This window comes from Haloferax sp. DFSO60, from assembly GCF_046557615.1.
Lineage (GTDB): Archaea > Halobacteriota > Halobacteria > Halobacteriales > Haloferacaceae > Haloferax.
Map to the genome: position 1 here is coordinate 357,774 of NZ_JBKIII010000001.1, position 25,034 is coordinate 382,807.

Below are 25,034 nucleotides of genomic sequence, written 5' to 3' on the forward strand. Positions count from 1 at the left end.
GTAAAGAGTTTTCTCCCCGCGATATGGAGGTGATACCATGTCCAAACACCAGCACGACGTGGTCGTTGTCGGCGCGGGCACCTCCGGGTGCTACGCGGCGGCGACAATCGCGCGAGCGGGCTATGACGTTGCGGTCGTCGAACGAAAGCCCGTCGAAGAGGCCGGTCACATCGCCTGTGGTGACGCACTGAAGGGCGCAAACGCGTTCCCCGAGGCGATTCCAAAGGAGCAAATCGAACCCGCGTTCACCAACACGGACGTCGACCACGGTCGCTTCGAAATTCCGCAAGAGGACACCGTACTCGACATTCCTGTCCCCGGTGAACTCGCCGTCATCGACCGCTGGAAGTACGGCAAGCTCATCATCGAAGGCGCGGACGACGCTGGCGCAGAATTCCACTACGACACCGTCGTTCAGGACGTCATTCAAGACGACGACGGCACCGTCACGGGCCTCCACACGAAGCGCAAAGGCGAAGCCGTCGAATACGAGGCCGATATCGTCATCGACGGCGCGGGCTCGCTGTCGCTTCTCCAAGACAAGACCGACTTCTCGAATGCGACGTTCGACACGAACGTCTCTTACTCTCAGTTCTGTTCTGCCTACCGCGAAATCGTCGAAGTCAAAGAACCGGTCGAGTGGGACGACGCACTCGTGTTCAAACCAGCCTCTGTCGCCGCCGGTTACATCTGGTACTTCCCGCGGACGGAGACGACTATCAACGCCGGTCTCGGCTTCCAGATGAACGAAGAGCCGATGAAACTCGTCGAAGACCTCAAACAGGACCTTCGCAACCGACCCGAGTTCGAAGGCGCAGAGGTCACGGACAAACTCGGTGCTGCCCTCCCCACCCGTCGCCCCTACGACTCTGCGACTGCGCCGGGCTACATGGCCGTCGGCGACGCCGCCGCACACGTCAACCCGACGACTGGCGGTGGCATCGCAGGTGCCGCCTACGCCGGTGCCTACGCAGGCGAACAGGCAATCGTCGCCCTCGAAAAGGGAGACGTGAGCGAAGAGGTGCTGTGGCGCTACAACGAGCGCGTCATGGACCACTTCGGTGGCCGCTATGCCAGCCTCGACGTGTACAACATCCTCTCGACAGCAGTCGATGTTGACGACCTGATGGGCCTCATGGCCTCGTTGCCGGGTGAGAAACTCGCCGAAGCTCTCTACTCGGGAACCACGTCGTTCGGTCCTGCGCTCCTCCTCCAAACCGCCGCATCGAGCTTTGGCTACTGGCGGCAGATTCTCGACTTCTACAAGACGAAGCAACTCGCCGACAAACTGATGGCCCACTACGACCGCTATCCCGGTCGGCCAAGCGCACTCGAAGGCTGGCAGGACGAACGCGACCGGATTATGGACGAGATTTACGAAGTTACTGGCGCGAAGCCGAAGTACTGAGTTTCGCCTCGTTTTCGAACGCGACGTTTCTGATTTCGAACCGCGCACCGCCCGATGCTGCTTCTGTCGCCGTCGCCGTCCAGCCGTGGGCTTCGACCACGCCAGCGACGATAGCGAGTCCGAGACCCGTTCCCTCGGCGTCGGTCGTATAGCCCGACTCGAAGATTTTGTCGCGCTCGGCGTGTGGAACCCCCGGCCCATCGTCTTCGACGAAGAAGCCGTCGTCGAGCAGTCCGACGCGGACTTGCACGTCGGGTCCAGCGTGGTCGATTGCGTTGCGGAAGAGGTTCTCGAAGACCGTCACGAGGCGCTCGCGGTCCGCCTGTAACGTCGCGTCCGCTTCGACCGCCAGCGCGGCCGCATCGAGGTTCGTGTTGGCGACGGCGTCTGCCGCAATCCGGGCGAGGCCGACGGGTTCGGTCTCGCCGACCGTCTCACCGCTCCGCGAGAGGTGGAGGACGTCTTCGATGAGCGCCTCCATGCGATTGTGAGCTTCAGCGACGGTTTCGAGGTGTTCCATACCGTGTCCGTCGCGTGCGAGTTCGAGACGTATCTGGGCGACGTTCAGCGGGTTTCGCAGGTCGTGGCTGACGACCGAGGCGAACTGGTCGAGTCGCTCGTTGCGGGCCGCGAGGTCTTCTTCATGCGCATTGCGCAGGTCTGCCCATCGAATGATTCCGAACGTGACCGAGAGGACACCGAGGAGCAACGCGAGGTCTTCGAATAAGATGGAAAAGGAATCTGGCTGGACGAGGAGTTCGTCGAGCGCGTCGGTCGTCGCGTAGATGGCGATGAAGATGGTGCCGACGTAGAGCGGTCGCCACACTACCGGGGTTTCACGAATGGCCGAGATAATGGCGGTGCCACCGAGTGCGACCGGAACGAGGAGGATTTCGACGGCGAATCGGTAGAGTGAGCCATCACCGGTGGTAAATGCAATGAATTGCAGGCTTGCGAGTCCGAGGACGATACCGGTGGCGACGGCGACCGGTTGGACATCGAAATCGGGTGTCGATTCTCCTCGGAGTAAACCCATCGCTGGCGGCTATGCGTGGGGGGAACAAATAAGCGCTGGCGGTTTCGTCGGGTCGTTGGGTTGGTAGCGAAAGGCGAGTTTTGGAGAAAGAGCGCCTGTTAGGGCTGCTGCGTGGCGATTTGTCCGATACTCCCCGACATTACGTCGATTGCGATTTGGATGGTCTCTTCGTCGACATCGAACGTTCGGGTGTGGTGGCCGCCGGGGTGGTCGGTGCCGACGCCGACGTAGGCCGCGAGGCCGCCTTGTTCTTGGACGCGGTTCATCAGGTACGTCGCGTCTTCACTGCCGCCGAGTTCGTCGCTCCGGAGAATCGAATTCACGCCTTCGACACCGTTGCTCACGTCGCCGACGATGTCCATGAGTACGTCGTCACTGCGGGCGCTTGGTGCCTTCCCTTCGACCGAAATCTCCACTTCGCAGTCGTACATCGCGGCCGCAGACTCGATGACGGTGTGGGCGCGGCCCTCCATGTACTGCATGAGTTCGGTCGTCGCACCGCGAACCTCGCCTTCGATGAAGGACTCTTCGGCGATGATGTTCGTCGCCGTGCCGCCGCCCATCAGGCCGACGTTGACCCGAGTCGCGCCGTCGGAGTGCCGCGAGATACCGTAGAGGTTCTGCGTCGCGGCTGCTGCCGCGAGGTTGGCGTTCTTTCCTTCTTCGGGCTTTGCGCCCGCGTGGGCCGGAGCGCCAGTGAATTCGGCGAGGAAGTGTGAAACCGCAAGAAAACCATCGACGCCGCAGACGATTTCGCCGGTCGGGTGGTCGAGTCCGACGTGCAGGGCGAGCAGATAGTCCACGTCGTCGAGGTGGCCGCTCTCGGCGACTGCTTTCCCGCCTGCGACTTGCTCTTCGCTCGGTTGGAAGAACACCTTGAACGTGCCCGAGAAGTCCGAGTCGATGACCGCGTCGAGGATACCGAGACCGATGGTCGCGTGGGCGTCGTGGCCGCAGGCGTGCATGAAGCCCTCGTTCTCGGAGCGGAAGCCCTCTTTCGTTGGCAGGTGGTCGTCGCCGTCGGATTCAGTGATTGGGAGGGCGTCGATATCGACGCGAAGCGCGATGGTTGGCCCGTCGCCTCGTTCGAGGACGGCGAGTGCGCCCGTATAACCGCCCTCCAATTGTTCGAGAATGTCCTCTCGCGCACCCGCCTCGCGTGCCCGTTCGAACCACGTCTCGATTTCGGTGTCGTCGGGGACGGCCATTCGCTCGTTGGTGTCCATGATTTCGGGGCCGACGTAGAGACCGTCGAGGTCACGAGTTTCGAGTTCAGAGACGATTCGGGCGGTGGTGTAAAACTCCCGCCACGCAGGTTCTGGATGCTTGTGGAGGTCCCGGCGGAACGCGATGAGGTCGTCCATCGTCGCTTGTTGACTCATACCTCGACTCTTTTCTGTGGGTGCTGATAAACACACCAGACTGGTTCGTTGACACTCTATTGTGTTGTCACCGGCGCAAGCGATTCGTGCCTCTTTTATTTCCGAGTGGGTGTCTCACAAACGATGCCTGAAGAACCGGACATCGAGCTTACTTTCCGCGGTGGGAGACTTGTCAGCGCGCTCCCGATTGCCATCTTTATCGGGTGGGCAATCTTCCAAAGCGGCGTCCTCGGAATCGGCGATACGACTGGCCTTGTCGCGGGGATGCTGACAGGACTCATCGTGGGGTTGCTGTTCGTCCGGGGAGACTGGAAGGACTATGCGGACGTGATTTTTGCAGGCATGACTCGCCGAGTCGCCGCAACCGCTGTGGTTGCGTGGCTCTGGGCGGGGATGTTTGCAGAGACGATTCAGGTCGGCGGTTTCGTCGATGGTCTCGTCTGGGCGGCGACTGCTCTGAACGTCAGTGCGGGCTTGTTCCCCGCGGTGACGTTCCTCTTGGCGGCGCTGCTCGCAACCGGTATCGGCACCGGTTACGGGACGGCAATCGCATTCACGACCCTCGTCTTCCCTGCTGGATTACTCCTCGGTGCGAACCCCGTACTGCTGTTTGGCGCAATCCTCTCCGGTGCTGTCTTCGGAGACAACCTCGCACCCGTGAGTGACACAACAATCGTCTCTGCGGTCACACAGAACGCAGATATCGGCGGTGTCGTCACCTCTCGTGTGAAGTACGCCGTCGTCGCCGCCGCACTCGCCGTCGTCTCGTACCTCGTCGCAGGCTTCGGGATTCCCGGTGTCTGGGGCGGCATGCCGCACGCGAGTATCTCCGGTCAGTTCGGCGCGACTGCCTCGCCGTGGGGACTCGTCCACCTGCTCGACATCGCGGTGGTCATCGTCCTCGCCGTCAGTGGTCGGCACATCATCGAATCCATCTCGTGGGGACTCATCGTCGCCGCCGTCCTCAACGTCGCCCTCGGCGTTGCCGGACTCGTTGACGTGTCGCTCGGAAGCATGATTCTGTTCGAAGCACCGCAGAACCAACTGACCGAAGCCGTCGCGTCGCTGCCGGTCTTCAGTTCCATCGTGACGACGGTCCCGATGGGCGAGGCTGGCGTCGGCGGGAGTATCTACGCCGGAGCAGCGGGCTTCTTCCCGCTCATCGTCCTGACGTTGCTCCTCGTCGCAGGCGCAGAAATCATGCGTGCTGGTGGTGGCTTCGACGCGATTCAAGAACTCTTCATCGACCGGGTTGCGACGACGGTTCGTCGCGCCGAGGTGACGATGGTCCTCGGAACGGCACTCGTCAATGCGACGGTGACTATCAACACCGCCGCAGAAATCGCAATCGCACCGTACATCGCCACGCTGGGCAAGCGATTCAACATCAACGGCTACCGCCGTGCCAACATCCTCGACGCGAACACCTCCGCACTCGGGTACATCTTCCCGTGGGGCGGTGGCTTGCTCGCTGGCTTCGGCGCGATGCAAGGGCTCGTCGGTGGCGAAGGCACGCCGTGGTTCACCGCCCAGATGCTCGTGAACCCCGCCTCTGTGTGGCCCTACGTCTTCCACGGCTGGTTCCTCGTTGCGGTGTTCCTCTTCGCCGCGTGGACCGGCTACGGCCGTGAATACGTCTCTGACCGCGTCTCTGAGGAGGTGAGTCGCGTATGAGCTGGCTCGATTCGCTCCTCGCTGGGTGGACGTTCCGGACCGCCACGCCCGAGTTCGAGACTGGCGATGTCATCACCGCCTACGTGACTGACTCCGACGCCGAAGGTGGACTCGTCCGCATCGGCGACTCGATTATTCGCCTCCCCGAAGCCGACGGCGAACTCGTCGAGTCGAAGGTCACACTCGAAGTCACGGCGTTCGACACCTCGACCTCTCAAGGAACGGGGACGGTCGTGGACGTCATCGGTCCCGACGAATAGCTCGTCGGCAGGAGAGAAGAGAGAAAACCATCTGCTGGCGCGTCGCGCGCGCCCATTTTTCCAGCTCAGTTCCGACGATGACCGAGCGGTTTCTTCTGTTCGACTTCGACTTCGACGTGGACACTGTCAGGGAACGGGCGCTGAGTGACGGTGCGTGCGACCTCGTCGGCCCCGTGGATTTCGAGACGGCGCGTGTAGACGGTGTAATCCCACGCCGAGAACTCGTCACCCGGTGCGAGGGTGCGATACTGTGGGATGTTCAGACGCTTCGGTTGGTCTGCGTGTGGACCGCGGCAGTCCGCGCCTTTCTTTTCGACCTGTTGTTTCAGGTCGCCGACGATTCGGTCGAGAACAGCTTTGTCACCGCTTTGAAAGGTGAGTTTTGTTACGAACGGCATGAGTGGGCACTACCGAATTTGTGGACGCTCCGACCGTAAAAACGCATCTACACAGGTCTCGCACGCGACCGATTACCAGTCAGTCGAACACACGAACCATGAGAATCCTGTACACCCTCCGATACGCTCTTAAAGGGTGGCACATTTATTCAGGGTAATGGCAGTCGAAGCGGTCAGCGCTGGAGCCATTCTCTTCCGCGACACCCGCGGCCGGAGGGAGTATTTACTCCTGAAGAGTCGTCCAGGGGACTGGGAGTTCCCGAAAGGCGGGGTCGAAGGGAACGAGGAGCTTCAGCAAACAGCAATCAGGGAAATCAAAGAGGAGGCAGGAATCGAAGAATTCCGTCTCATCGATGGCTTCCGCGAAGACTATAGCTACGTCTTCGAAGCGAACGGCAAAACGATTCACAAGACGGTTCACCTGTTCATCGCCCACTCGTTCGAGGCGTCGGCGGAACTCTCCACCGAACACCGCGACCTGCAGTGGCGCGACTACGAACAGGCGATCAACACCATCACCCAAGACGGACCGCGCGACATCCTCAAAGAGGCACACACGTTCCTCGACGAGATTGTCGCCCAGAGCGAAGGTCCGCACAAGTACGTCAGATAACGCACTGACACCCTTGTTTTCACGGCTCCCGAGCGACGCATCGGCGACCAAACCGTCTTGTGTCTCCCGGTCACACGAACACTCGTGAGCCACGCCGCCGACCGCGACCCGGAATTCACCTTCGAGTTACGAGTGTGTCGCTGGGCCGAACAGGCGTGGCATCCCGACGGCCCGCGGCCCGCATTCGTCGCGCGACAACTCGGCACGCGAAAGCGCCGCTGGGACACGGTCGTCGTCGAAGTGGACCCCCAAGCGTTCGCCACCCGCCGCGACCTCTCGACCCGCGGTCTCGATTCTGATTTGCTTCGCGTCGTTCGTCACGCACCGGAAGACTGGCAGTGGTACCGCGACGCGATACCCCATCCCGGATTCCCGTGGCGGCACGTCATCGCGGCGGTCCATCGTGCCGCCGGACGAGGACTGGTCGAGACTCGCCGTGGGAAGCGAAACCGCGTCGAATATCGAAGAAAAGCACCATACTCAGACTGGGTTCGACGAATCGTCGCTATCGAGAACAAACCGAATCTGGATGCGAGCGCCGCCCGCGCACTGGGCGAGCAACTCACCCACGACGTCTCGCGCAGTCTCGCCGACGAAGTGTGGGTTGCGACCGAAACGACTGGTCGCCGCGTCGAACCGGCCTTGCTCGAAGACATCCCGGTCGAAGTTGGGATTCTCTCGGTCGATGCCGACGACTCCGCAGAGGTGCTGTGGCATCCGAGTACGCTCTCCCCGTCTCCAGACGACGCTCGTCGCCGACTCGTACTCGCAGAGCGCGCCTACGACAAAGGCTGGCGGAATTACGTCGAGACGATGCGCCCCGACTGTCGGCACTTCGAACTCTCACGTCGGGGGCGCGCGCTGATTCCCTACTGTGCGGCGAAGGCGTGCCATCAAAGCCAGCGCGAGTGTGCCGGGTCGTGTTCGCAGTTCGAACCCGAACCGCCCCAGTGGCGAACGAAGGGGTGGCCAATCGAAGGCGGGCCGGGGAAAGGGATTCAGCGATTGCTCGACCAGCGAACAGAGCGAATGAGAGAACGAGTGACAGAGCCTTAGACGACTTCGACGTCAACTTCGTCGCGCTCGACGGCGAGGCGGAACGTCGGCACGGTCCGGTAGATAACTTCGATGACGCCTTTTCGCCGGAGACTCTGGAGTGCGCGGCGAACGTCGTCAACTTCGGGGTCGATATCGAACTCGTCGCGGAGTTTGTTGAGAACGCTGACCACGCTCTCAGACCGCTCTTCGGGACCGGCGACGACTTCGAAGACGCGCGCTTCCAACTGCGGGATGCGAATCACACTCGGGATGGACTCTTCGTCGTCGTCGCTTTCGACGCCGGGTTCGACGCCTGTCAGTTCGGCCGCCTCCGCAGTCGCGCGAATCAGACTGTTATCGTCGCGGTAGTAGTAATCTTTCAGCTCCTTTTCGAGGTACTGGTGGACTTCGCTGCCGCTTTCGAGTTCCCACCGGTTTTGGAGTTCCTTGTTCTTGGTCGGCTGAAGGCGAACGATGTCGGCGAGTCGTTCGCGTGCCTCGTCGGAGAGCGCCATATCCGGAGCATTTACCGGGCGTCATATAACGTTGTTCTGGATTCAGTTCCAACTTCGATGAATGTTAATTATTAACTCCTCGTCACTCGTCGGTCACGCTATGAGCTGGGAGACGATTCGACTCGACTGGGACGGCGACGTTGCAACCCTCACTATCGACCGACCTGACCGGATGAACTCGCTGAACACCGACACGCTCGATGCCATCGAAGAGGCGCTCGACGAGGCCGAAGCCGAAGGCGCGCGTGTCGTCGTCCTCACCGGCGCCGGAGACAAGGCGTTCATCGCCGGGGCGGACATCAGCTACATGAAAGACATCGATTCGCCCGCGGCACAGGAGTACGCCGAACAGGGCCACCGAATCGCCCGCCGTCTGGAGACCTTCCCAGCGCCGACGATTGCGGCCATCAACGGCTACTGTTTCGGCGGCGGAATGGAGTTCTCACTGGCGTGTGACCTCCGCGTTGCGTCCGAGCGCGCGCTGATGGGCCAGACCGAAATCGACCTCGGCATCATGCCCGGCTGGGGTGGGAGCGTTCGACTGCCCGCACTCGTCGGCGACGAACTCGCCCGCCGACTCATCTTCTTCGGCGAGCGAATCGACGCCAGCGACGCCCACGAGTACGGAATCGTCGGCGAAGTCGTCGCCCACGACCAACTCGAAAGCCACGTCTCCGAACTCGCCGCTGACCTCGCCTCGAAGCCGCGGCACGCACTTCACGCCGCAAAAGACGCTATCAACATGTCGCACGACGCCCCGCGAGATGCGGCACTCGACTTCGAAGCCCGCGTCTGGAGTGGTCTCTTCGGCACGCACGACCAGCGAGAAGGAATGGGCGCATTCATCGACAAGCGCGACCCCGAGTTCGAATAAAATTAGGAGTCGGTGATTTCTGCCATCGTCGCTTCGAGATGGCGGACCGACTCGGCGATTTCTGCGACGACTTGCAGTTGCCGTTCGTTGGCCTCGACGGCGGCGCTGTTCTCTTCTCGCACCGCATCAGCCATCGCCGACGCGCTATCGACCATGCTCGCGACTTCTTCGGTTCGGACTGCCTGGTCGTCGGTCGCGGCGGCGATATCGTCCATGCCAGTCGCGGCTTCACGAATCGTCTCTGCGATTTGCGTCTGCTTCTCGACCAACGTCTCGATTTTCGCCGCACCGTCGCGGACGTCTTCAGTCAGCGATTCGATTCCGGTGACGGTTTTGGTGGCGTCTTCGCGCGTCTCTCCGAGGAGTTCCTCGATGCGCTCGGACTCTGACTGCACCTCGTTTGCGAGCGATTTGACCTCATCTGCGACGACGGCGAACCCGGCCCCGGCGTCGCCTGCGCGGGCGGCCTCGATGTTGGCGTTGAGCGCGAGGATGTTCGTCTGGTCAGCGATTTCGTTGATGACTTCGATGATGTCGTCGATTTCTTCGATGCGCTCGGCGAGTGCGCGAGTCCGCTCGGCAACCTGTGACCCGCCTTCGGCGACTTCTCCCATCGTTTCGACGGTCGTCTCGCCGTCTTCACGGGAGGACTCGGCGAGTTTGCGGGCCTCTTTGCTCTTCTTGCTCACTTCGTCTGCGCTGGCCGCAATCTCTTCGACCGTCGCCGACAGCGACCCGACTTCGCCCGAAACCTCGTCCATCGCTTCGGCCTGTTCGGCAGAGACGCTCTGGGCTTCGGTGACGCTTTCGGCAACGTCGTCAGCAGAGTGTATCGCCTCCTCTGCTGACTCCTTGATATCTTTGGAAACCTGCTCTTGGACCGCCGCCATCGCACGGTTCTGTTCGACCACGTCCGTCACGATTGGCGTCGCCTCGAATGCACCAACGACCTGCCCATCGGGAGCGTACAGCGGCATCCCCATCGCTCGACACCAGATTGTCCCATCTGGCAGTTCGACTGCTCGATAGGTGTCCTCGCGGACGGTTTGCTCGGTTCGCGCGATTTTCGTCGCGAGAATCTCGTCTTTGCCTTCCGTTCCGATGACGTCGATGCCGCGTTTTCCGATATCTGCGTCTTCGAGCCCGTAGTGACTCTTCATCTTGGCGTTGAGGTGTGTCAGGATACCATCTGAATCGACGACGAGCGTTGGCTCGGGAATCTCTTCGACCACCTGTTCGAACAACCCACGCCAAAAGTCGCGCTCCGATTCGAGGCGTTCTGTCTCGCTGAGTGAACCACTGGGTTGCCAGTTCAACCCAACCTTGGTAGATTGTTGATGCATGACCGTTCGTGTGCTTGCATACTCCCCTAATAAACGCTACACGCTGTCTATCACATCCGATAGTTAGTATTTGAGACACGAAACTCGTGCTATCATGGCTCCTACTACGACTAAATAGGAATAAGTATAATGAATAATCATGCGAGATTCCATAAAACTCAACCGTCTCGAATCCGCATTCGAAGACCTCTCGTACCCCGTTTCGCGTAAACAGGCAGCGATGAGGTTTGATGGTGTGACCGTTCTCATGGCAGATGGCAGTGCAAACCTCGGCGGCCTCATCCGAAACTGCCTCACCGAGGAGTTCGCCGGGCCGACTGACCTGTATTACGAACTCAATAACGCCATGCCTATCGAAGCAGTCGGCGAACCGGGACAATCTGACGGCGACGCCTGAACGCGCTTCGAGCGGTCCGCTGATTCTCGCCTTTTTATTCCGCGCGCAACCCAGATGCTTAAGTGCCTCAAGCGGCAGGACGTACTACCATGGAGTTTTGCGACGAATGTGGTTCTCTCATGACACCACAAGACGGTGTCTGGGTCTGTTCGAACGGCCACGAGAAGGCCAGAGATAGCGAAAAAGAAAAGAGTATGGTCACGACGCAAGGCCAAGAACACAGCGACGTCGTGGACATGTCAGACGTCGATGGGTCCGAAATCGGTCCGACGACGAAGGCAATCTGCCCGAAGTGTGAACACGACCTTGCGCGCTACGAGATGAAGCAAATCCGTTCGGCCGACGAATCCGAGACGCGATTCTTCACGTGTGTCGAGTGCGGCCACAAGTGGCGCGAGGACGACCACTAATCGGCTCGAATTTTTCCCGTTTCCGCCCGTATCGGAGCCATGGCCGACGCACCACGCGCTCCGAAACTACCACCACTCGAAGGCTGGGTGCAGGTCGATGAGTCGGTAGACACGCCCTTCGAACTCGGTCCCGTCTCGGTCGTCGCTCGAACTATCATCGCCGAAGATGCATCGACTCGTGAGACGGTTCCAGCGGCCGCAGACGGCCCGTGGCGATTCGTCTTTGCGAGTAGACTCACCGTTCATCCACAGACGCCGCCGTCGAAGGCGCTCACCAAACTCGTCGCTCGTGGTGCGAAATCGGGGTTCGAATCTCAGTTAGCTGAGCGCGGCTTTTCGAACGTTCGACAGACTGGCTCGCGGTCACTCAGAATCGGCACCGTCGATGCCGAGGTCACACAGTACGAGGCGACTGTCTCGCTCGCCGGAGTTCGACTCGCTGCGGGCGCGATGTTCGCGGTCAGGCCCGACGGCGACCAGTTCCTCCTCACCGGTGGGGCCTACCCCCGTGCGGTACTCGAGACGACCGAGGGGGCGAGCCGAAACCGTAGGCGCGACACACCAGAAAATACGACGGCCAATGCGACAGAGACAGTCGATACTCACGCACTTCGTCGCGCGCTCGACCCAGAAAAATTCCGCAGAGAGTTGCTTCGCGCGATTCGTGAGACGACCTGATTACTCGTTGCGAGCGAAGACGAGATAGCCCGTGTGGCCGACGCCTGCGGTCGATGGTCGCGAGCCACGTTCGCCGAAGTCCATGTGGCGCTGAATCGTCTCGAACGTCTCTACGTCGGAGAGCCCTGCTTCGCGGGCGGCTTCGACGGTCGCTCGGGTCCCTTCGACGAATGGCGAGTAGACTGCGACGTAGCCACCCGTCTTGAGCAAGTCGGGGGCCTCGGCGACGACTTCGGGCGCGTTCTCGGTGTCGAGCGTAATCGCGTCGAATGGCGTGTCCGAGAGGTCGTCGAGTTCGTCGGTGATGTCGCCGGTTCGGACATCGACCAGCTCTTCGACGCCAGCGAGACGCATGTTCTCGCGTGCGACGTCGGCGAAGTCGGCGTTGCGCTCGAACGTCGTCACTTCGACGTCGAGACGACCGAGGTAGGCCGAGAGAACGCCGGTTCCGGTTCCAGCGTCGAGGACGCGCTCGCCTGCGGCGATGCCGGTGTGGCCGACGATGAGGCCGATGTCGCGCGGCATCATCGGCGCGCCGGTTCGTTCGAAGTGGTTGAACAGGTCGGGGCCGCGTGGCTCACGGACGAGGAATGGCTCGCCGATGTGCGTCTCTAAGGTCTGGCCGGGTTCGACGTCTTCGGGGACGGTGAGCATCCCGAGGTCCGTGTGAAGTTCCTCACCTGGCGCTCGAAGGTACTCCCGGTCGCCGTGAACGAGGAGTATCACTCGAGACGCGAGATAGCCGCGGCGAGGTCGCCGTCTTCGGCTTCGAGTGCTTCGCGTGCGTCGTCTTCAGAGACGCCAGCACGCTGTGCGACGATTGCGACATCGTCTGCTGGGATTTCGCCTGCACTTTCGCTGCCTGCGTCGGCCTCGTCGTCACCGGCACCGAGTTCGCGCGACTCGGGTTCGCCGACGATTTGGTAGGTCATCTGGCCCTGTGCGTCCATACGCGTGACCTGCGCGTCCGAGAAGACGAGTTCTTCGTCGGCCGTCTTGATAACGACCTCTTCAGCATCGAGTTCCGTCACGTCGATGCCCATCTGCTTCATCATCTGCTTCATCTTGCGCGGGTTCATTCCGCCGCCTCCAAACATACCCGAATCGTCGAGGTGGGTTCTCAAAAGCGTGGCGAAGAACGTGTGGTTCCCGTATCGAATTCGTCCTGTAACCGCCCGCCAATTGACGGACAGTACGTCCCGAGAGATTGTACGAGTCACCGTGAACTAATGTAAAGTGGTTGAAAAATCAACTAGTACCTGTTCAGCTTCAGCCTGAACACTCCACAGCGGAGCGAGAACTATGCCTAGAGAACCATCTCCACATGCAGGACCGCCCCCGAACTGGGGGGCCTCACGGCGCTCTTTCCTCCGGACACTTGCACTCGGTGCAGGCGTGCTTGGCACAAGTACTGCGGCGACTGCAACGCCTGTCTCGGCACAGATACCGAGAGACCCAACGGCCTACGTCGTTCGAATGACTGGCACCTCACCCAACGAGCAGTTCGACCGGGTAGCCCGACTCATCGTAACGCCACCAGTCGATACGACAGGTGCGAACTTCAACAACGGCATCAACGCCCGAGACATCGGCCTCGTCTCGGGGAATCCAGCTGGTGTCCCCGAAGCAGGGGCTATCTGGTACGTGACAAACACTGCCCTCTACCGCGCTGCTGGTGTCTCGGCGACAGATTCCGTCGTCAACGCGGCGCTCGACGTCGCCTTCGTTCGTGCCGATGAGCAACAGAACATCCTCGAAGTCGTCCCCGACGGCCCAGACAACGCCCTCGCGGCCCAATTGAACACCTTCACCGCTCGGACGAGTCTGTTGGCGAGCATCTTCGTCGTCATCGAAGGCGTCATCCAACTGCAGTTCAGTCCCGACGGGACGGAAGTCGTTGGCGTCATGGACATCGGCGGTGTCCCACCGACTGGTGGCGCGAACGACCGTTCACGACTCCAAGCGAACATCGTTGGCGCACTCGCCTGAGTCCCTCGCGTCGTCGAGGTCCCTATTTTTCGAACGTTTCGGTTACTCTACTCGGTAACTGACCGACAACCCGTTCCCCAATGGAAGCACGAGCGTCTCGAATCGTGGGTCGGCCCGAACCGCATCGAGGTACGCCGCAATTCCACGGGTGTCTTCGTTCGTTCCATCGAGTGCCGATGCAACACCCACTTCTCGGTCGGCGAGCGCGCCGAAGTCCAGCGGGCCGCGCATCACGTTGTCGGCGATGATGACACCGCCGACCGCGACTCGGTCGCGCACGAGGTCGAACGCCTCGGCGTAGCGGTGTTTCTGGTGGTCGAACAACACGAGGTCGAACTCGCCTTCTGTCTCGCCGAAGCTGTCGAGCGCGTCGCCTTCGAGGAACGTGGTTTGGTCGGCGAGTCCGAGACGCTCGAAGTAGTCGCGGGCCATCTCCAACTCAGTCGGGTCGTGTTCGGTCACGAAGAGTTCACACTCGTCGGCCATGCCCTTGGCGAACCACGTCGCGGAGTACCCAAATCCCGACCCGAACTCGAACAGACGCTCCGCATCGACGAGGCGAGCGACGAGTCGCAGAAAGCCACCTGCTTCCGGCCCGATGATGGGAAAGCCGTGTTCGGCCGCGTACGCCGCCATCTCGGCTTGTACTTCGTCGTGTTCCGGTGCGGTGGCCGTGAGGAACCGACGGGTGTCGTCTGTGAGTATTTCCATGTACAACGAGGGGCCGCAAGGAGAATAAAACCCGCCTCGACGTGCGTGTGTTCTTCCCCGAAGTGCCGTCACCACGGGAGAATCTGCCTACGCTTAAGTGGGTAACAATCCTCATCTTTTACAATGTTTGACCCCGACGAACTCGCCCAAATTCGAGAGGCGAAGTCTGCGTGGGAAGAAGAGACGCTGTCGCCGACACTCGACAGGTTCGGGGAGCGAAACGAGGAGTTCACGACCGACACCGGCGGCCACGAGGTAGACCGACTCTACACGCCCGCCGACGTCGACCTCGATTACCGTCGTGACCTCGGCTTCCCCGGTGAGAAACCCTACACGCGTGGCGTCTACCCGACGATGCACCGTGGTCGTCTGTGGACGATGCGCCAGTACGCCGGATTCGGTACCCCCACCGAGACGAACGAGCGATTCCGCTATCTCATCGACAACGGGTCGTCAGGACTGTCGCTCGCGTTCGACCTTCCGACCCAGATGGGCTACGACTCGGACGCCATCATGGCCGCGGGAGAAGTCGGCAAGTCGGGCGTCGCAATCGACAGTCTGCACGACATGGAGACCGTCTTCGACGGCATCGACCTCGGCGACGTGTCCACGTCGATGACGATCAACGCACCCGCCTCGGTTCTGCTTGCGATGTACGTCGCACTTGGCGACAAACAGGGCGTCCCCCGCGAACGACTCCGCGGGACGATTCAGAACGATATCATGAAAGAGTACATCGCGCGGAACCTCTACATCTACCCGCCCGAACCGTCGATGCGACTCATCACAGATATCTTCGAGTTCTGTGCCGACGAGACGCCGAAGTTCAACACCATCTCCATCTCGGGCTACCACATCCGCGAGGCGGGTTCGACCGCCGCGCAGGAAGTTGCCTTCACGCTCGGCAACGGGATTCAGTACGTCGAAGCCGCCGTCGAAGCAGGATTGGACGTCGACGATTTCGCGCCGCAACTCTCGTTCTTCTTCAACGCGCACAACAACGTCCTCGAAGAAGTCGCCAAGTTCCGCGCCGCCCGTCGCATGTGGGCGAAGATTATGGAAGAACGATTCGGCGCAGAGAATCCGAAGTCGATGCAACTCAAGTTCCACACGCAGACGGGTGGCTCGACGTTGACGGCCCAGCAGGTCGAGAACAACGTCGTTCGCGTCGCCTATCAGGCGCTCGCGGCCGTCCTCGGGGGCACGCAGTCGCTCCACACCAACGGGAAAGACGAGGCGCTGTCGCTCCCTACCGAACAGTCGGTTCGGACGGCACTCCGAACCCAGCAGATTCTCGCTCACGAGTCGGGTGCTGCGGACACCATCGACCCGCTCGCCGGGAGTTACTACGTCGAAGCACTCACCGACGACATCGAAACCGACGCCTTCGACCTCTTGGACGAAATCGACGAACGCGGCGGCATGCTCGATTCGGTCAAGAATCAGTGGGTCCAAGGTGAGATTCAAGACGTCGCCTACGAACGCCAGCGCGAAGTCGAAAAGGGCGAGCGCGTCATCGTCGGCGTGAACAAGTACCGCGTCGACGAAGAGCCGAAAGTCGAGATTCAGGAAGTCTCGGAAGAAGAAGAACAGAAGCAAATCGACGCACTCGAAGTCCGCAAGGAAGAACGCGACGCTGACGCAGTCGAAGCGGCACTCGACGACGTTCGGGCCGTCGCAAACAGCGACGACAACCTCATGCCGTCGATTATCGAGGCGGTCAAAGCCTACGCGACAGTCGGCGAAATCTGTGGCGTCCTACGCGAAGAGTTCGGCGAGTACGAACCCGGAATGGCCTAACCCACCATCAAGCCGTGTGCTAACCATTGACTTAATTACACTTTCGCCCGCCTGAGAAAACTTATTATCTGTGCCCTTTTTGACGTGAACGAGGATTCCACGATGCCTCTCATTACCTTCTAAACCCGTCACACGCCCGGTCGCCAGCGTGCCGTTTCGCTCTCATCGAACAGCGGCGCACGGCCCTTCGGCGACCCGGCGGTACGGGGCTTTTCACCCGAGGAGCCCCCGGTATCGTGTTCGAATACACCCTGCCACATCAGCAAATGTCAGATAGACCCTTCCGACCCAACCGAACAGTCTCCGACTACCCTGCCTCCCACCATCTGTCCGCGCCGTCGTTCCGCGCGTACGCCGTGTTGCTGGCAGTCGGTTTCGCCGTCGCGGCAGTAATGACGTTCCCACTGCTGTCGCTCGTCACGGCGATGACCACCGTCGTAACCGTCGTCGTCGCTCGCACGCTCGCCACTCGCGCCTCGTGGTCGAGTCTGCGTGTCGGCGTCCCCGGTCTGCCCGTCGAAGTGACGGTCGCCCGGACGACCCGCGACTAGACGTATTGATTCACGAATCGCTCCCGCATCGCTCCCACTTCGGCCCTCCACGCCACCTCGTTCGGGATTCGATTTTTCTACTGCTCCAGTCGGTTCCGAAACAACCGCACTCCGGCCATGAGTACGACTGCTTGGAGAGACAGAGACACGACGAGCATCAGGTAGAACACGACGTTCCCCTGAATACCGAACTCGTTGAACGCGAGGGTATCGAGAAAGAAAGCAGCGACGAGCGCAGGGAAGTCGATAATCCAGATTTCTTTCGGAAGCACGTCGTAGAAGCCGACCAGCCAGACCGCACCGAACAGGAGAAACAGGGCGAGCGTTTCGCGGGCCGTAGCAATCTGCACCCACGTCGAGTTAGTTCGGCTCACCGTCTTACTCACGCCACGTCCACGTCCGAATCTGACTCCGGCGCGAGTTTGACCGCCGTTCCGTAGGCGAGAATCTCGGCTGCGCCCTGGGTCACTTCGGCGGTGATGTATCGAACTGCGACGACAGCGTCTGCATCCATCTCTTCTGCCTCTGCAATCATTCGGTCGGTCGCTTCGTCGCGGGCGTCGGCCATGAGACCTGTGTAGGATTTGAGTTCGCCGCCGACGATGTTTCGGAGACCCTGTGTGATGTCACGGCCGACGTTTCGGGCACGAATCGTGTTCCCGCGAACGGTTCCCAGTGTCTCTTCGATTTGGTGGCCAGCAATCGATTCTGTTGTCGTTACTATCATGACACATTCGACGAATCGTTTGGGTTTATCCCTTGCGCCCGTCCACATTGTGTATGCATTTCGACCACCTCGGTATCGCGACTCCCGACGCCGCTGGGTTGGCGGCGCTGTTCGAGGGGCTCTTCGATGCACCCGTCGCACACGAAGAGGAGTTCGACGGGATGACCGTCGTCTTTCTCGAACTCGAAAACGGCTACTTCGAGTTGCTCGAACCGCACGAAGGCGGGGCGATTGGAACGTTCCTCGAGCGACGGGGTTCCGGTATCCATCACATCGCACTCTCGACTGACGATATCGATGGCGCATTGCAGACTGCTCGTGACGCAGGAATCGAACTCATCGACGAGGAACCCCGCCCCGGTGCATGGGGCCACGAAGTCGCGTTCCTCCACCCAAAATCCACTGGCGGCGTCTTGGTGGAGTTCGTTTCGCATTAAATTCAGCGCGACGGGATAACAATGCTTTTCGCAAATCAGAGTGTCACTGTATCGAGAACAATGTTGACGGTGAGCATGGACGATGACTGACGACGATGGGACACAGGAGACGTCCAACCATCCCGGGTTCGACGGTCCTGTCCGAGATTGGTTGTCGCACCGCGTCGCCGCAACACCGGACGAAGAGGCGTTGGTTCACGCACCTTCCGGCGATTCGTGGACGTTCCGAGAACTCGACGAACAGGTAACTGAAACGGCAGGGCAACTTGCCGCACTCGGTGTCGAAGCAGGCGACCACGTGGGGGTGATTCTCCCACCGGGTATCCAGTACGTCCTGCTCATTCACGCCAGCATCCGGCTGGGGGCGACACTCGTTCCACTGAGCGAACGTCTGACCGCCGCGGAAGTCACGCGAAATCTCGAGCTTGCCGACGCAACAGTCGTCGTGTGTGGCGAAGAGACCGAGCCAATCGTCGTCGAAGCGTCAACGACGATTCCGACAATCTCTGTGGACGAACCGCGCTGGGAGGGTGTGGTGAATCTCGAAACGATTGCGCCGAAGTCTGTTTCGCCCGCCCAGTGGTCACTCTCGGAGACGATGCTCCTCTTGTTCACGTCGGGGACGACGGGGGCGCCCAAAGCGGTGCGTCTCTCGATGGGCAACATCCTCGCCAACGCCGTCGCCTCGTCGTTCCGACTCGGTCTCTCGCGGACCGACCGCTGGATGGTGTCGCTCTCGTTGCACCATATGGGTGGTATCGGACCGATTCTTCGAAGCCCACTGTACGGGACGGCAATCGTCCTCCGCGAGGGATTCGACGCGGGGAGTACCGCCGACGACATCGGTAAGTACGACGTGACGGGCATCTCGCTCGTGCCGACCATGCTCAAACGGATGCTCGAAAAGCGCGGGACGCTCTCGGACTCGCTTCGTGTCGTCCTCCTCGGCGGTGCGCCCGCACCGGACGAACTCATCGAACGTTGTCGTGACTATTCGGTCCCCGTCTATCCGACCTACGGCATGACCGAAACTGCTTCGCAGATTGCAACCGCAACGCCGGACGAAGCGTTCGACGAGGTTGGAACTGTGGGCCGACCGATTTTCTTCGCCGACCTCTGGATTGTCGACGAAGACGGCGATGAGGTCGAGCAGGGCGAACCCGGTGAAATCGTCGTCTCCGGGCCGACCGTCACGGGCGGATACTACGACGAACCCGAGGCGACCGACGCCGCGTTTTCCGAACTCGGACTGCACACCGGTGACATCGGCTATCGAGACGAAGCGGGACTCCTGTACGTTCTCAACCGCATAGACGACCGCATCATCACGGGTGGCGAGAACGTTGACCCGGGCGAAGTGGTCGATGTCCTGCGGAAGTTCCCTTCCATCGACGACGCCGTCGTCGTCGGCATCCCGAACGTCGAGTGGGGCGAGCAGGTGGCCGCGCTCGTCGTCCTCACCGACTCGGAGATGGAAATCGACCGAACCGCAGTCGAGGACTTCTGCCGCGAACACCTCGCGGGGTTCAAACTTCCGAGACTCATCGAACAGACCGACGAACTCCCGCGAACCGTCTCGGGAACCATCGACCGCGAGGCTGTCAAGGAAGTCTTGAACGAGGCACGACCCGTTCGAGAGGCCGAGCCCGATTGGGATGGCGACGAAGATGGACCCGAGGAAGTGGCTTCGTCGGCTGAGGTGAACGAATCACTCCCCGTAGACGATGCCGAGGCGGGCACAGACGAAGACGGTGAGGATGTCGGGGAAGAAACAGCGGCGGGCAAGAGTGAAGACGGAGAGAACGGAGCGGCTGACGATGACGGTGAAACGACCGACAGCGTGGCTGACGATGACGGTGCTTTGGTCGATGACGACGACGATACTGACGACGAAGACGGGGACGCTTTCGAATACGAACGTGTGGAGGACGTTGCCGACGTCACAGAATACACCGGCGAGCAACGGGAAGACGTGGACGCCGACTCTGAAGGCGTGACCGACGAGGAATAACCGCCCGACGTAATCGACGGACGGAAACTCCTCACACGCGGCAATCTGTTTTCAACCAAACAATAATGATGGTTTCATCCGATGTCATCGTATGGCAGGCGCAACAGCGCAAACAATTCGACCGTTCCTGTGGCGAGCAACTAAACTCTTCCCGGACCGGGAAATCGTCTCTCGAACCGCTGAAGGGGTTCGACGGTCCACGTACGCCGAGTACGAGGGCCGTGTCGCGCAACTCGCAGGCGCGCTCGAAGATGCTGGTATCGAGCGTGGTGACCGAGTAGCGACGTTCTGTTGGAATCACGACCGACACTTCGAGACCTACTTTGCAATTCCGTCGATGGGTGCGCAACTCCACACCATCAACCCGCTTCTTCCCGACCATCACATTCAGTATATCGTCGAAAACGCGGAAGACAGAATCATCTTCGTCGACCCCTCTCTCGCGCCGAAATTGGAAGGCGCAGTCGATTCGGACGCGTTCGAATCCGTCGAGCAGTTCGTGATGATGTCGTCGGAGGTCCCCGAGACCAGTCTCGAACCCGTCACCGACTACGAGTCGTTCGTCTCCGGCTTCGATACAGAGTACGACTGGCCGGACCTCCCCGAAGAACAGCCTGCGGGCATGTGTTACACCTCGGGGACGACGGGCGAACCGAAGGGTGTCGAATACACCCAGCAGATGATGTGGGCCCACACGATGGCAACCCTTCCGGAAGCGGGACTCGACATCCGGTCTGACGACGTCATCATGCCCGTCGTCCCGATGTTCCACGTCAACGCGTGGGGGCTTCCGTTCTCCTGTACTGCAGCGGGTGCGAAACACGTCTATCCCGGTCCCTCGCCGACACCCGAAGACCTCGCCAAACTCATCGAAGAAGAAGGCGTGACCATGACTGCCGGTGTCCCGACAGTGTGGCTTGGACTCCTCGACTACCTCGACAACAACGACGTTGACATCTCCTCGCTCGAACGCATCATCATCGGTGGCTCTGCGGCCCCGAAGTCGGTCATCAAACGCTTCGACCAGGAGTACGACGTCGAAGTCGTCCACGCGTGGGGGATGACCGAGATGTCGCCAGTCGGCACCGTCGCCCACCTCAAACCCGGCATGGAAGACCTCTCGCTGGACGAGCAGTACGAAAAGCGCGGTAAGCAAGGGCTGATGGTTCCCGGCTTAGAGATGCGCGTCGTGGACGACGACGGCAACGAAGTCCCGTGGAACGGTGAGGACTTCGGCGAGTTGTGGGTCCGCGGCCCGTGGGTGACCACCGAGTACTTCAAACGCCCCGACGCGAACGAGAGCGATTACGAGGACGGGTGGCTGAAGACTGGTGACGTGGTGACCGTCGATTCTGAAGGCTACGTCAAAATCGTGGACCGCGCGAAAGACGTCATCAAGTCCGGTGGCGAGTGGATTTCGTCGGTCGAACTGGAGAACACGTTGATGGCCCACGACGATGTGGCCGAAGCAACCGTGATTGGCGTCCCCCACGAACGCTGGCAAGAGCGCCCCGTGGCGTTCATCGTCCCGAAAGCGGGCGTCGATGAAGAGGCGGTAAAAGCCGACCTCGTCGAACTCGTCCGTTCGGAGTTCCCCAAGTGGTGGACGCCCGACGAAGTCGTCTTCATCGAAGAGGTGCCGAAGACGGCAACTGGCAAATTCGACAAGAAAGTCCTCCGCGGCCAGTACAACGACTCGTCGCTCATCGAAGGAAAGACACCCGACGACGCCGCACCCGGCGAGAACTAGGTCGGAGAAAGCTGGTTGTCTTTGGCGTTCGTCGATCTTTCGGACACAACTAAAAAATTTGTTTAAAGTTTATACTGGTTCCATACACTATTTTATCGTTCACGTCTACCCTGTTGTATGGACCTGCTCGACGAATCTATCGTCCCCGACCACGCCCTCGACGTGAAGCGCGAGGCACGGGAATTTGCGGAAGAGTACATCGAACCGAACGCCGAGAAGTACTACGAGTCCGGCGAATACCCGTGGGAGATTCTGGAAGCGGCCATGGACGAAGGGCTCATCGCACAGGACATCTCCGAGGACTACGGCGGAAGCGGCTTCACCCTCGAACAGATTCTCGCAATCGCCGAGGAGTTCTATCGCGCCGACGCCGGTATCGCGCTCACCCTCCAGCTCGCATCCTTCGGCTGTGAGATTATGGAGCATTACGGCTCCGAAGAGCAGAAAGAAACGTGGCTCCGCCCGGTCGCCGAAAACGAGCAGATTTCGGGTCTCGCCGTCTCCGAACCCCAGACCGGTTCCGACATGGCTGGCATGACGACGACGGCCGAGAAGACCGACGACGGCTACGTCCTCAACGGCGAGAAGTACTGGGTCGGTAACGCCGTCGAAGCCGACTGGCTGACAGTGTATGCAAAAACCGGCGACCTCGACGACCGCTACTCGAACTACTCGATGTTCATCGTCCCCACTGACACGCCAGGCTACGAGGCCGAACACATTCCGGAGAAGATGGGCATGCGCGCCTCGAAGCAAGGCCACATCATCTTCGACGACTGTGAGGTTCCAGAAGAGAACCTCATCGGAACCGAGGGTGGCGGGTTCTACATGCTCGCGGACTTCTTCAACCACGGACGTATCGTCGTCGGTGGACACGGCCTCGGACTCGCCGCCGCCGCTATCGAAGAGGCGTGGTCGTTCGTCCACGGCCGCGAAGCCTTCGGTCGCAACGTCTCGGAGTTCCAGGCCGTCCAGCACATCCTCGCAGACATGCGCATGGAGTTCGAAGCGGCGCGTGCGCTCAACTGGCGTGCTGCACGCAAGGTCGCAGAGAACGAAGACGCTGGGTTCTGGGCCGCGGCGACGAAGACGAAATCGACTGAAGTGGCGATGATGTGTGCCGAGCGCGGCATGCAACTCCACGGCGGTCGGTCGGTCCTCAACGAGAACAAGATTTCACGCGTCTACCGCGACGTTCGCATCCCGGTCATCTACGAGGGTGCAAACGAGATTCAGCGCAACCTCATCTACCGTCAGGGCGCGCTCTAGGCGGGCCTCACGGCCACCGTCACCATTCAATCGAGCTTCATTTTGGCGAATAGAATTATAAGTAGTTCTGATAGTCGTCTATCCGAGTCAGTATCGACGTGACTCGTGAACTACTATGGATCTTGATGAATTCGTCAACTCGCATGCACCGGACGAGACTTCCGAGACGTTCGAACTGGAGAACTCGAAACTCCTCGATATCGACCTAGAAGGGGAAATCATGGCCAAAGCAGGGTCGATGGTCAGCTATACGGGCGACATCTCGTTCGAGCAGAAATCCGCTGGCGGCCTGAAGGGGATGCTAAAGAAGAAAGCCACCGGTGAAGGCCAGAAGATGATGCGAGCGTCGGGCGATGGCCATCTCTACCTCGCTGACCAAGGCAAGGAAGTCCAGATTCTCGAACTCGATGCTGGTGAGGAAATCAGCGTCAACGGCAACGACGTACTCGCGTTCGAATCGCAGGTCAACTGGGACATCAAGATGATGTCGAGTATCGCAGGCACTTCCACCGGCGGCCTGTTCAACGTCTTCCTCGAAGGACCGGGACACGTCGCAATCACGACCCACGGCAAGCCACTCGTACTCGAAACACCGGTCAGTACCGACCCGAACGCAACCGTCGCGTGGAGTGGCAACGTCTCACCGTCGTCGAAGCGCGACCTGAACCTCAAGACGTTTATCGGCAAGTCCTCTGGTGAGTCGTACCAACTCCGCTTCGGTGAACCGGGCGGGTTCGTCATCGTCCAACCGTACGAAGAAGTCGCACCCGGCCAGTAAGGCTCGACCACTTCAGCCGTTTTTCTCGATCGGATAGACAGTCGTTTCGAGAGTGCTGACAGACACCAGTCGAGACAGGTCCAAATAGCAGAAAAATGAGCTATACAGTCATCTGACGTATCGTCTGCCGCACTATGGCAGCAGCAAACCCACTCGACGACAAGGTATCGATTGTGACTGGCGCAGGCGGCCAAATCGGTGAGGGCCTCGCCGTCGAACTCGCAAAAGCAGGCAGTGACATCGTCATTGCCGACGTGGACGTACTCGACACGGAGTACAACCAGCAATCTTCGACGGAAGTTCACGGTGCGGAACGTGCCCAAGAAGTCGCCGCACGCGTCGAAGAACTCGGACGACGCGCACACATCGTCGAATGCGACGTGACCCACGCAGACCAGGTCAACGCGATGATGGAAGAAGTGGTTTCCACATTCGGGAGTATCGACGTACTCTGTAACAACGCCGGTATCATCACCGTCGATCCGGTCGAAGACATGAAAGAAGCCGAGTGGGACTCGGTGATGGACGTGAACGTGAAAGGTGTCTTCCTCCCGTCGCGGGCGGCGATTCCCTACCTCAAAGAGTCCAACGGGGCGATTATCAACACTTCCTCGATTGCTGGAAGCATCGGTGCTGCGGGACTGGCTCATTACTGTGCGTCGAAACACGCCGTCCTTGGATTCACGAAGTCGCTCGCGCTCGAACTCGCCGGTGACGACGTGACGGTGAACGCAATTTGCCCCGGTATCGTTGACACCCCGATGTGGAGTAAAGTCCTCACGCCGACGCTCGAAGAGGACTACGAGGACACTATCTCGCGCGTCATCCCACTGGGCCGCGACCAGACGCCCGAAGATATGGGCAAACTCGCCGTGTTCTACGCGACGAACCGGAACATCACTGGACAGGCACTCGCCGTCGATGGTGGGATTCTCCAGAACGTCATCTGAACACGCAACATATTTTTGAACTAACAATTATCCGT

At 60.3% G+C, this 25,034-nt stretch carries 28 protein-coding genes; 18 read left to right on the plus strand and 10 right to left on the minus strand.

Annotated elements, in window-relative coordinates:
* Positions 1-37 precede the first annotated feature (37 nt).
* On the plus strand, positions 38-1,408 hold the full coding sequence (locus ACK509_RS01795; protein ID WP_410764787.1) for a geranylgeranyl reductase family protein: 1,371 nt from the start codon (positions 38-40) through the stop codon (positions 1,406-1,408).
* On the opposite strand, the gene ACK509_RS01800 is transcribed toward ACK509_RS01795, so the two are convergent.
* Together ACK509_RS01800 and ACK509_RS01805 are read right to left on the minus strand one after the other, a co-directional pair.
* Positions 1,383-2,444 (minus strand): sensor histidine kinase, encoded by a 1,062-nt coding sequence (locus ACK509_RS01800; protein WP_410764788.1) that lies wholly within the window; start codon positions 2,442-2,444, stop codon positions 1,383-1,385. The genes ACK509_RS01795 and ACK509_RS01800 overlap by 26 nt on opposite strands.
* Before the next feature lie 98 nt (positions 2,445-2,542).
* Positions 2,543-3,826 carry an amidohydrolase gene (locus tag ACK509_RS01805; protein ID WP_410764789.1) on the minus strand — a complete coding sequence of 428 codons (1,284 nt, stop codon included), beginning with the start codon at positions 3,824-3,826 and terminating at the stop codon, positions 2,543-2,545.
* A gap of 123 nt (positions 3,827-3,949) precedes the next feature.
* Here ACK509_RS01805 and ACK509_RS01810 point away from each other — a divergent pair, with 123 nt between their 5' ends.
* Both ACK509_RS01810 and ACK509_RS01815 read left to right on the plus strand, forming a co-directional pair.
* Complete coding sequence (locus ACK509_RS01810) at positions 3,950-5,500, plus strand: Na+/H+ antiporter NhaC family protein (RefSeq protein WP_410764790.1); 1,551 nt, start codon at positions 3,950-3,952, stop codon at positions 5,498-5,500.
* Positions 5,497-5,760: a hypothetical protein gene (locus ACK509_RS01815; protein WP_410764791.1), complete on the plus strand. Its 264-nt coding sequence runs from the start codon at positions 5,497-5,499 to the stop codon at positions 5,758-5,760. The genes ACK509_RS01810 and ACK509_RS01815 overlap by 4 nt, the downstream gene beginning before the upstream one ends.
* 65 nt (positions 5,761-5,825) lie before the next feature.
* Here the strand turns inward: ACK509_RS01815 and ACK509_RS01820 are convergent, their stop codons facing one another.
* Entirely contained in the window at positions 5,826-6,158 is a 333-nt protein-coding gene (locus tag ACK509_RS01820; protein ID WP_410764792.1) for an uS10/mL48 family ribosomal protein, read from the minus strand.
* A gap of 157 nt (positions 6,159-6,315) precedes the next feature.
* Between ACK509_RS01820 and ACK509_RS01825 the strand changes: the two genes are divergently transcribed.
* Both ACK509_RS01825 and ACK509_RS01830 read left to right on the plus strand, forming a co-directional pair.
* Positions 6,316-6,771, plus strand: coding sequence for a bis(5'-nucleosyl)-tetraphosphatase (locus ACK509_RS01825; RefSeq protein WP_410764793.1), 456 nt, complete (start codon positions 6,316-6,318; stop codon positions 6,769-6,771).
* A gap of 84 nt (positions 6,772-6,855) precedes the next feature.
* Positions 6,856-7,827, plus strand: coding sequence for a DUF5787 family protein (locus tag ACK509_RS01830; protein WP_410764794.1), 972 nt, complete (start codon positions 6,856-6,858; stop codon positions 7,825-7,827).
* Here the strand turns inward: ACK509_RS01830 and ACK509_RS01835 are convergent.
* Positions 7,824-8,324, minus strand: coding sequence for a DUF5797 family protein (locus ACK509_RS01835; protein WP_410764795.1), 501 nt, complete (start codon positions 8,322-8,324; stop codon positions 7,824-7,826). The genes ACK509_RS01830 and ACK509_RS01835 overlap by 4 nt on opposite strands.
* A 100-nt stretch (positions 8,325-8,424) precedes the next feature.
* On the opposite strand from ACK509_RS01835, the gene ACK509_RS01840 reads away from it, so the two are divergent.
* Complete coding sequence (locus ACK509_RS01840) at positions 8,425-9,198, plus strand: enoyl-CoA hydratase/isomerase family protein (RefSeq protein ID WP_410764796.1); 774 nt, start codon at positions 8,425-8,427, stop codon at positions 9,196-9,198.
* 2 nt (positions 9,199-9,200) lie between these two features.
* Here ACK509_RS01840 and ACK509_RS01845 read toward each other — a convergent pair whose 3' ends face one another.
* The gene (locus tag ACK509_RS01845; RefSeq protein ID WP_410764797.1) at positions 9,201-10,541 is read right to left on the minus strand and encodes a methyl-accepting chemotaxis protein; all 1,341 of its coding nucleotides are present in this window, start codon (positions 10,539-10,541) and stop codon (positions 9,201-9,203) included.
* 139 nt (positions 10,542-10,680) lie between these two features.
* Here ACK509_RS01845 and ACK509_RS01850 point away from each other — a divergent pair, with 139 nt between their 5' ends.
* The 3 genes from ACK509_RS01850 to ACK509_RS01860 all read left to right on the plus strand — a co-directional run bounded on the left by ACK509_RS01850 (position 10,681) and on the right by ACK509_RS01860 (position 12,026).
* A complete protein-coding gene (locus ACK509_RS01850) occupies positions 10,681-10,938 on the plus strand; it encodes a hypothetical protein (protein ID WP_410764798.1) in 258 nt (85 codons plus the stop codon).
* An 89-nt stretch (positions 10,939-11,027) separates the two neighbouring features.
* The gene (locus ACK509_RS01855) at positions 11,028-11,348 is read left to right on the plus strand and encodes a transcription factor S (RefSeq protein WP_410764799.1); all 321 of its coding nucleotides are present in this window, start codon (positions 11,028-11,030) and stop codon (positions 11,346-11,348) included.
* 39 nt (positions 11,349-11,387) lie between these two features.
* Positions 11,388-12,026 carry a hypothetical protein gene (locus tag ACK509_RS01860; protein WP_410764800.1) on the plus strand — a complete coding sequence of 213 codons (639 nt, stop codon included), beginning with the start codon at positions 11,388-11,390 and terminating at the stop codon, positions 12,024-12,026.
* On the opposite strand, the gene ACK509_RS01865 is transcribed toward ACK509_RS01860, so the two are convergent.
* Positions 12,027-12,752, minus strand: coding sequence for a methyltransferase domain-containing protein (locus tag ACK509_RS01865; protein ID WP_410764801.1), 726 nt, complete (start codon positions 12,750-12,752; stop codon positions 12,027-12,029).
* On the minus strand, positions 12,749-13,123 hold the full coding sequence (locus ACK509_RS01870; protein ID WP_410764802.1) for a nascent polypeptide-associated complex protein: 375 nt from the start codon (positions 13,121-13,123) through the stop codon (positions 12,749-12,751). Before ACK509_RS01870 ends, ACK509_RS01865 begins: the two co-directional genes overlap by 4 nt.
* 205 nt (positions 13,124-13,328) lie before the next feature.
* Here ACK509_RS01870 and ACK509_RS01875 point away from each other — a divergent pair, with 205 nt between their 5' ends.
* The gene (locus tag ACK509_RS01875) at positions 13,329-14,015 is read left to right on the plus strand and encodes a hypothetical protein (RefSeq protein ID WP_410764803.1); all 687 of its coding nucleotides are present in this window, start codon (positions 13,329-13,331) and stop codon (positions 14,013-14,015) included.
* A gap of 42 nt (positions 14,016-14,057) precedes the next feature.
* Here ACK509_RS01875 and ACK509_RS01880 read toward each other — a convergent pair whose 3' ends face one another.
* On the minus strand, positions 14,058-14,726 hold the full coding sequence (locus ACK509_RS01880) for an O-methyltransferase (protein WP_410764804.1): 669 nt from the start codon (positions 14,724-14,726) through the stop codon (positions 14,058-14,060).
* 123 nt (positions 14,727-14,849) lie between these two features.
* Here ACK509_RS01880 and ACK509_RS01885 point away from each other — a divergent pair, with 123 nt between their 5' ends.
* A complete protein-coding gene (locus ACK509_RS01885; protein WP_410764805.1) occupies positions 14,850-16,526 on the plus strand; it encodes a methylmalonyl-CoA mutase in 1,677 nt (558 codons plus the stop codon).
* A gap of 266 nt (positions 16,527-16,792) precedes the next feature.
* On the plus strand, positions 16,793-17,077 hold the full coding sequence (locus ACK509_RS01890) for a hypothetical protein (RefSeq protein WP_410764806.1): 285 nt from the start codon (positions 16,793-16,795) through the stop codon (positions 17,075-17,077).
* A gap of 77 nt (positions 17,078-17,154) precedes the next feature.
* Here ACK509_RS01890 and ACK509_RS01895 read toward each other — a convergent pair whose 3' ends face one another.
* Together ACK509_RS01895 and ACK509_RS01900 are read right to left on the minus strand one after the other, a co-directional pair.
* A complete protein-coding gene (locus ACK509_RS01895) occupies positions 17,155-17,463 on the minus strand; it encodes a hypothetical protein (protein ID WP_410764807.1) in 309 nt (102 codons plus the stop codon).
* Positions 17,460-17,804 (minus strand): YbjQ family protein, encoded by a 345-nt coding sequence (locus ACK509_RS01900; RefSeq protein ID WP_410764808.1) that lies wholly within the window; start codon positions 17,802-17,804, stop codon positions 17,460-17,462. The genes ACK509_RS01895 and ACK509_RS01900 overlap by 4 nt, the downstream gene beginning before the upstream one ends.
* Positions 17,805-17,857: 53 nt before the next feature.
* Here ACK509_RS01900 and mce point away from each other — a divergent pair, with 53 nt between their 5' ends.
* The 6 genes from mce (at position 17,858) to ACK509_RS01930 (ending at position 24,999) form a co-directional block, all read left to right on the plus strand.
* Positions 17,858-18,241: a methylmalonyl-CoA epimerase gene (gene mce / locus ACK509_RS01905; RefSeq protein WP_410764809.1), complete on the plus strand. Its 384-nt coding sequence runs from the start codon at positions 17,858-17,860 to the stop codon at positions 18,239-18,241.
* A gap of 82 nt (positions 18,242-18,323) precedes the next feature.
* Entirely contained in the window at positions 18,324-20,252 is a 1,929-nt protein-coding gene (gene menE, locus ACK509_RS01910; protein ID WP_410764810.1) for an o-succinylbenzoate--CoA ligase, read from the plus strand.
* Between the two features lie 91 nt (positions 20,253-20,343).
* A complete protein-coding gene (locus tag ACK509_RS01915; RefSeq protein ID WP_410764811.1) occupies positions 20,344-22,002 on the plus strand; it encodes a long-chain fatty acid--CoA ligase in 1,659 nt (552 codons plus the stop codon).
* Positions 22,003-22,119: 117 nt separating this feature from the next.
* Positions 22,120-23,271 carry an acyl-CoA dehydrogenase family protein gene (locus ACK509_RS01920; protein WP_410764812.1) on the plus strand — a complete coding sequence of 384 codons (1,152 nt, stop codon included), beginning with the start codon at positions 22,120-22,122 and terminating at the stop codon, positions 23,269-23,271.
* A 115-nt stretch (positions 23,272-23,386) separates the two neighbouring features.
* Positions 23,387-24,049, plus strand: coding sequence for an AIM24 family protein (locus ACK509_RS01925; protein WP_410764813.1), 663 nt, complete (start codon positions 23,387-23,389; stop codon positions 24,047-24,049).
* 134 nt (positions 24,050-24,183) lie between these two features.
* On the plus strand, positions 24,184-24,999 hold the full coding sequence (locus ACK509_RS01930) for an SDR family NAD(P)-dependent oxidoreductase (RefSeq protein ID WP_410764814.1): 816 nt from the start codon (positions 24,184-24,186) through the stop codon (positions 24,997-24,999).
* Positions 25,000-25,034: the final 35 nt, after the last annotated feature.

Coding starts and splice junctions, on each gene's coding strand:
- ACK509_RS01820 (WP_410764792.1), bottom strand. CDS start 6,158: ATGCCGTTCGTAACAAAACTCACCTTTCAAAGCGGTGACAAAGCTGTT.
- ACK509_RS01860 (WP_410764800.1), top strand. CDS start 11,388: ATGGCCGACGCACCACGCGCTCCGAAACTACCACCACTCGAAGGCTGG.
- ACK509_RS01880 (WP_410764804.1), bottom strand. CDS start 14,726: ATGGAAATACTCACAGACGACACCCGTCGGTTCCTCACGGCCACCGCA.
- menE (WP_410764810.1), top strand. CDS start 18,324: ATGACTGACGACGATGGGACACAGGAGACGTCCAACCATCCCGGGTTC.
- ACK509_RS01805 (WP_410764789.1), bottom strand. CDS start 3,826: ATGAGTCAACAAGCGACGATGGACGACCTCATCGCGTTCCGCCGGGAC.
- ACK509_RS01835 (WP_410764795.1), bottom strand. CDS start 8,324: ATGGCGCTCTCCGACGAGGCACGCGAACGACTCGCCGACATCGTTCGC.
- mce (WP_410764809.1), top strand. CDS start 17,858: ATGCATTTCGACCACCTCGGTATCGCGACTCCCGACGCCGCTGGGTTG.
- ACK509_RS01925 (WP_410764813.1), top strand. CDS start 23,387: ATGGATCTTGATGAATTCGTCAACTCGCATGCACCGGACGAGACTTCC.
- ACK509_RS01815 (WP_410764791.1), top strand. CDS start 5,497: ATGAGCTGGCTCGATTCGCTCCTCGCTGGGTGGACGTTCCGGACCGCC.
- ACK509_RS01810 (WP_410764790.1), top strand. CDS start 3,950: ATGCCTGAAGAACCGGACATCGAGCTTACTTTCCGCGGTGGGAGACTT.
- ACK509_RS01870 (WP_410764802.1), bottom strand. CDS start 13,123: ATGTTTGGAGGCGGCGGAATGAACCCGCGCAAGATGAAGCAGATGATG.
- ACK509_RS01885 (WP_410764805.1), top strand. CDS start 14,850: ATGTTTGACCCCGACGAACTCGCCCAAATTCGAGAGGCGAAGTCTGCG.
- ACK509_RS01920 (WP_410764812.1), top strand. CDS start 22,120: ATGGACCTGCTCGACGAATCTATCGTCCCCGACCACGCCCTCGACGTG.
- ACK509_RS01915 (WP_410764811.1), top strand. CDS start 20,344: ATGGCAGGCGCAACAGCGCAAACAATTCGACCGTTCCTGTGGCGAGCA.
- ACK509_RS01890 (WP_410764806.1), top strand. CDS start 16,793: ATGTCAGATAGACCCTTCCGACCCAACCGAACAGTCTCCGACTACCCT.
- ACK509_RS01845 (WP_410764797.1), bottom strand. CDS start 10,541: ATGCATCAACAATCTACCAAGGTTGGGTTGAACTGGCAACCCAGTGGT.
- ACK509_RS01795 (WP_410764787.1), top strand. CDS start 38: ATGTCCAAACACCAGCACGACGTGGTCGTTGTCGGCGCGGGCACCTCC.
- ACK509_RS01840 (WP_410764796.1), top strand. CDS start 8,425: ATGAGCTGGGAGACGATTCGACTCGACTGGGACGGCGACGTTGCAACC.
- ACK509_RS01900 (WP_410764808.1), bottom strand. CDS start 17,804: ATGATAGTAACGACAACAGAATCGATTGCTGGCCACCAAATCGAAGAG.
- ACK509_RS01930 (WP_410764814.1), top strand. CDS start 24,184: ATGGCAGCAGCAAACCCACTCGACGACAAGGTATCGATTGTGACTGGC.
- ACK509_RS01855 (WP_410764799.1), top strand. CDS start 11,028: ATGGAGTTTTGCGACGAATGTGGTTCTCTCATGACACCACAAGACGGT.
- ACK509_RS01800 (WP_410764788.1), bottom strand. CDS start 2,444: ATGGGTTTACTCCGAGGAGAATCGACACCCGATTTCGATGTCCAACCG.
- ACK509_RS01875 (WP_410764803.1), top strand. CDS start 13,329: ATGCCTAGAGAACCATCTCCACATGCAGGACCGCCCCCGAACTGGGGG.
- ACK509_RS01850 (WP_410764798.1), top strand. CDS start 10,681: ATGCGAGATTCCATAAAACTCAACCGTCTCGAATCCGCATTCGAAGAC.
- ACK509_RS01825 (WP_410764793.1), top strand. CDS start 6,316: ATGGCAGTCGAAGCGGTCAGCGCTGGAGCCATTCTCTTCCGCGACACC.